Annotated in this window: 3 protein-coding genes and 1 pseudogene; 1 reads left to right on the forward strand and 3 read right to left on the reverse strand. The window is 40.3% G+C overall.

Features of this window, described 5'->3' with window-relative positions:
• Positions 1–113, reverse strand: a pseudogene (locus B4J23_RS14410) (serine/threonine-protein kinase HipA); the annotation flags it as partial.
• A gap of 141 nt (positions 114–254) precedes the next feature.
• On the opposite strand from B4J23_RS14410, the gene B4J23_RS11820 reads away from it, so the two are divergent.
• Positions 255–3,602: a DEAD/DEAH box helicase gene (locus tag B4J23_RS11820; protein ID WP_291360833.1), complete on the forward strand. Its 3,348-nt coding sequence runs from the start codon at positions 255–257 to the stop codon at positions 3,600–3,602.
• Between the two features lie 18 nt (positions 3,603–3,620).
• On the opposite strand, the gene B4J23_RS11825 is transcribed toward B4J23_RS11820, so the two are convergent.
• Together B4J23_RS11825 and B4J23_RS11830 are read right to left on the reverse strand one after the other, a co-directional pair.
• Positions 3,621–4,910, reverse strand: coding sequence for a type II toxin-antitoxin system HipA family toxin (locus tag B4J23_RS11825; RefSeq protein WP_291360835.1), 1,290 nt, complete (start codon positions 4,908–4,910; stop codon positions 3,621–3,623).
• Positions 4,907–5,215: a helix-turn-helix transcriptional regulator gene (locus B4J23_RS11830; protein ID WP_004282130.1), complete on the reverse strand. Its 309-nt coding sequence runs from the start codon at positions 5,213–5,215 to the stop codon at positions 4,907–4,909. Before B4J23_RS11830 ends, B4J23_RS11825 begins: the two co-directional genes overlap by 4 nt.
• Positions 5,216–5,591 lie beyond the last annotated feature (376 nt).

The raw sequence follows: 5,591 nt of genomic DNA on the forward strand, positions 1-5,591 counted from the left end.
TTATGCTCAATCCTATTTTGGATCAGTTGGAGAGTCTCTGCTTGAATTTGTCCAGGTAATAGGTCATGAGCGATATTGCTGAATCGGATTGCAACCTTACAAATCGAGCCAATATTCACCCCATCTATTGTAGTAAACATTAAGTTTTTTTGAGCATGGATTTATTTCCTTTTGATACGTTGGCGAGCCCTACTGTTCTGAAATGACAGCTTTGTCCGTTATTATTGTATAAACATTTTTGGTTTCTGGTAATTATGTCCTCATTGATCAATTTTCTATCTCGCTTTAGTACTGCAACTCTTCAGCGCAGTCTGAGCTATGCTAAACACATTGATAGGGAAACGATTGAGTTCTTTGAGGAAAAAGACGGGGTTACGATGTATGCCCAAATTGAAGGAACAGATTATTACGATACCGCAATTACCTATAATCCCCAAAAAGACCGTTTAATCGATGACGACTGCACTTGTCCGGTTGGATATAACTGTAAACATGCTGCTGCTTTAGCGCGGTTATTCTTTCAGGAATATCGCCAGGAATTTCAGCAGCGTTATGCTGACTCTCAATCCCCGCAGGGAATCACAAAACGTCAACGGGGGGATGATCAGGCGCAGCGCTGGTTGAATGATTTTAAACGGTATTTACAACAGACTGAACCAGAGCAATCTGTCAAAACAAACAATTATTTAATTTACCTGCTAGATCAGTCTGTCAGCTTAAAGAAATTGACAGTTGATGTTCAGAAGGCCAGACGCAATAAAAACGGCTCAATTGCGGGGGAAAGTTATTATACCCAATATGAAAATATCACCAGAAAGCATCTGACTTTACCTGAACAAAAACGACAATTATTTAACCAGATTTATTATTATGCCAAAATAAACAGTGACGAACGCTTTTATCAAAGCAATCTTGATATCTCCAGAATTTTATTGGAGCATTTCAAATCTTTTATTCAAAGTGGCGATGTGTACTGGCAAAAAAAGAGTCATACTGCACTTCAATGGTCAGAACAAGGCTATCACATCGAACTGATCTGGCAACAAGGTGTAAACAAACAGACAGAGCATTTAAACATTGAATTGGTCAATGATGATATTCGACTCGATTTGAAATCAAATCCACATATTCAGATTCTCGCGAGCCATCCACCATGTTATGTGGATATTCAACAGAACACGGTGGGCCAGTTATATGGTGAATATACGGCAAATCTTCTGTACCATTTTTTACAGATGCCTGATCTTCCATCTATGCTCTTGCCAGAGTTTGAGAAACTGACTCATCAATATTCAGACGTGAAAAATCTGCCTCGGCCCGAGTCTATTCAGCATATTGATGTCCTTGAGGGAAGTCCCCAGCCAATTTTACGCTTCGGTGTTTTAGATAAATTTGATTGGAAATTAGAGGAATCTGTTTGTGCTGAAATTGAATTTTCCTATGCTGGTGGGCGAATAAAAGCAGGTACATCAGGTGACAGTTTTATTGGTGAGCAGCATGGGAAAATGGTGCGACAGCTTCGGGATTTAGTTCAGGAACAACAGTCAATCCAGCGTTTACAGCTGTTGGTCGAATCACTGAAGTGGGTGAAAGATCTTAATTATTACCAGCAATTAAAACTAGATAAACAACATCTTGATTCTATGGTTTTTGCGTTCTATGGAGACTGGATCAAACAGCTGATGCCCATCAATCAAATTGAATTGATGGGATGGCAGATAGAGCATCTGGAACACAGTCCATTTAAGCTGCAATATGTTGAAAATTTAAATATTTCTATCACTGAATCTGAAGGCCAGCAGGACTGGTTCAATATCGGGGCGACCGTTCAGGACAGTGCAGGCAATAGCTATGATTTACTCGATGCACTTGTGGCTTTGGTGAAAGAACATCCTGATTTACTTGATCCACGGATTTTTAGTCATCTGAATGACAGTCAAATTTTCACCCTGAAAACTGCAGCGGATCAACCCGATTTGGCTTTATCCGCAAAGGACATTAAGCCGGTATTGTTGCATCTGCAGAGCATTTTACAGCAAGAAGAGCGTAGCATAGATCGCTATGATGCGAGTCAACTATTAGAATTACAGCATCATCTGGGGATGGTGTGGCAGGTCAGTAATCGCCTGCAGCAATTTGCGCAGAAATTCAAACAAGGCTATCAGCAACAACTGCCGACACCACAAGGTTTTCAGGGGGAATTGCGTCCATACCAGCAGCAGGGCCTTGGCTGGTTACAGTTTTTAAGGGAAACCCAGCATGGCGGGATTCTGGCGGATGATATGGGCTTGGGTAAAACAGCACAAACTTTAGCCCACTTACTCATGGAAAAGCAGGCTGGTCATTTGCAGGACAGCCCCGCCTTAATTGTTGCACCCACATCGCTGATGCATAACTGGTTCAAAGAAGCGGAAAAATTTACCCCTGAGCTCAAGGTACTGCTGCTACAAGGCCCCGACCGCCATCAGTATTTTGAGCAGATTTCAGACCATGACATTGTGTTAACCACCTACCCGCTCTTGGCGAGAGATGAAGAGCAACTGAAGCAATATGAATATCATCAACTCATTCTGGATGAAGCGCAGAATATCAAAAATCCGCGTGCCAAAGCTGCACAGGTAGTACGGCAATTAACAGCGCGACATCGTCTATGTCTAACCGGTACACCTATGGAAAATCATTTGGGTGAGCTGTGGGCACTATTTTATTTTCTAATGCCAGGATTTTTATATTCACAAGAAATCTTTAATAAAAAGTACCGCTATCCTATTGAAAAACGCGGTGATCAGCAGCTAAGGCAAAAGTTGGTAAACCGCATTAAACCCTTTATTTTACGTCGCTTGAAAACTGACGTTGCCAAGGAATTGCCTGAAAAAACCACGATTGAAGTCAATATTGACATGAATGAGCAGCAATCCAAGCTATACGAGGCTGTTCGCGCCACGATGCAGGCAAATATTCAGAAAATTGTGGCAGAAAAAGGCTTTAAGCGTAGTCAAATCCAAATTTTAGATGCCTTGCTGAAGCTGCGTCAGGTCTGTTGTCATCCTAGCTTGCTGAAACTGGATTCAGTTAAAACCGGGCAGGCGTATTCTGCCAAACTTGAACAGTTGATGGATATGGTTGTTCCAATGGTGGAAGAGGGACGAAAAATTCTTATTTTCTCTCAGTTTACCTCAATGTTGGAACTGATTGAACAACAGCTCTATCACGCAAAAATTGGCTATGTGAAGCTGACTGGAAAGACCAAAAAGCGAGATGAAGTCATTACAGCATTTCAGTCTGGACAAGTGCCGGTATTTTTAATCAGTCTGAAAGCAGGAGGGGTCGGTCTGAATCTAACTGCCGCAGATACGGTCATTCACTATGATCCATGGTGGAACCCTGCTGCTGAAGATCAAGCTTCAGATCGTGCATGGCGGATTGGACAGGACAAGCCGGTATTTGTGTATAAGCTGATTACCAATAAAAGCATAGAAGAAAAAATTATTGCCTTGCAGCAGAATAAAGCAGAACTGGCACAGTCTATTCTAAGCACAGATCATGAGGGAGAAGCGAAACTGACGGAAAATGATGTGATGAAATTGTTTGAGAAATTTTAGCTTGGTTACAGGTTTCCTCTAATTATCTGTAAGTATCTGAAAGTCTGGATGCAATCTTTTCCAATGTTCTCTTAATTTTTCTTTATGAACAGAAATCATAGGTAAGTCTAGTAATAGCACTGGCCATACTGAACGTGCTTTGTCCATAATGGCGTGAAGTTGTTTTTCAATAACACGCCATGGAACACCGACTTTTTCAGCCCATTGTTCAAAGTGTTTCATCTCAGCTAAATACCAATCTTTATTTTTGGCAAGATTCAATGCGAAATGAAGCTCATTTTCAATATATACACTAGTCATCAATATATCGTATGCGGGAGATAATCTTGGTGTTCTTTTGTCCTGATAAATCATACTCCAGTTTTTTAAGTGTGCATCTCCATTGGCGAGCAAAATGTTGACAAGTAAGCGGCTGGCAAATTGCTGAATATCAAGAATTTTGTTATCTGAAAATTGATAAATGATCTTTCCTATCTGCTCATAATTTGTGGTGCTGTATTTCTGCTGTGGATATGCACCGAAGATCTGAGCAAAGTCTTCGATGTGAATAAGCTCTGTAGTATCAGCAGTACTCTGTCTATCAAATCTTTTGATTGCAAAAGCATATTGCTCTTGGGGTAAATTTAATGGTGGAAGGTTTTGTAAGAGTGCCATATCCACCAAGCGAATCTCAGGGACATCTATTCCGACCATTTTGGCAAGGCTCATCATAGAATATTCATTTAGCGGAACAAAAGCATGTCTGGAAGAAGGAGTTTTGATAATCCAGTCCCCGAGTAGAGACGATTCCGTTGCCTGGACTAGTGTAAAACGCCCATCTTTGGCTTTCATGGAAAACTTCATTTGGACGCCGGCCAAGGAAAACTTATTATCTGTTCGAATCTCTTGCTTTAAGATCTGATCTGGATTAGAGATCTGCAGTTTGAATTTTATTTCATCTGGAATTTCTTCTGGATCTAATGGAGTCGCAATGAGTGCTCCAGGTAAATCATGACCTAAAGCTGCCAATAACTGAAATTCATTGTCTATATGTACTTTGAGGCTTTGTGCAATCAGTTCGCGTAATGCACCTTCTGGTAGCAAGTTTGATAGCAAGGGATGTAAACGCTGATGTGTAACATAGGTCTTTTCTAAAATCTTATCCACTTGAGGATACAAGGGGGAAGTCAGCAGGCTCAAGGTCGGGCGTTGCTGATCAGAGCGGAAAGAATCTGTAAAAACCAGAATATTTTTTCCGCTCTGAAATCCTGCCAAGTATCCAACGACAGCGTGATGTAATGTTAATTTCAGGACGGCAACAGTATTCATGGTTCCTCTCCTCCGAGAAGACCCTTCCATGGGTTAGTCATTAAGTCATCCTGATCTTCAATAGTGACTTTAATTTCATCATTCAATAATTGTCTAATCAAATGAACCTTATCATCAGGGATGAGCATCAGTTGAGCATTTAATCCTGCCGCGATAATTTCTAAGGTCTCTAATCGAGGGTTACCCTGACTTTCCAGCTTTTGGTATTGCTGTCTTGAAATGCCTGTACGGGATTGCATATCAACTTGCTTTAAGCCCAATTGGGTTCGTCTTTTTTTGATTTGCTGAAGTAAAGACTTATTCATTGTAGATACATTTATTGCTTTTTGGTAGTATAAGAGTCATATTAGTTGCTTTTTTATTAAGAAGCAATGACAGAAATTATTAACAGGCTCCGCGGCATCAATATTTAGGATCTAGGCAAGCTGATCTTGTTTAACATAAGCCACTTAGTAGTAGCTAATACTATCTTTTGTTTTGGAGTTTTTTTTATCTTGTATGATTGATACTCTGGAGCATCATCTACACGGTTTTTTGTTCACAGTTTTGAAAGAGCACTTTTGTAAACTTACTTTTTTAAGTATAAAAATTTCTTATGAAGTAAAATATTGAATAAAACAACAATAAAAAAGCCCCAGTCATTCAACTGAGGCTTTTAGAATTTGGAGCGGGAAACGAGAC

Source organism: Acinetobacter sp. UBA3025, assembly GCF_002367915.1.
Taxonomy (GTDB): Bacteria; Pseudomonadota; Gammaproteobacteria; order Pseudomonadales; family Moraxellaceae; genus Acinetobacter.

Bases quoted from the DNA above. Each gene is read 5' to 3' on its own strand.
- B4J23_RS11830 (WP_004282130.1), bottom strand. From the start codon at position 5,215: ATGAATAAGTCTTTACTTCAGCAAATCAAAAAAAGACGAACCCAATTG.
- B4J23_RS11825 (WP_291360835.1), bottom strand. From the start codon at position 4,910: ATGAATACTGTTGCCGTCCTGAAATTAACATTACATCACGCTGTCGTT.
- B4J23_RS11820 (WP_291360833.1), top strand. From the start codon at position 255: ATGTCCTCATTGATCAATTTTCTATCTCGCTTTAGTACTGCAACTCTT.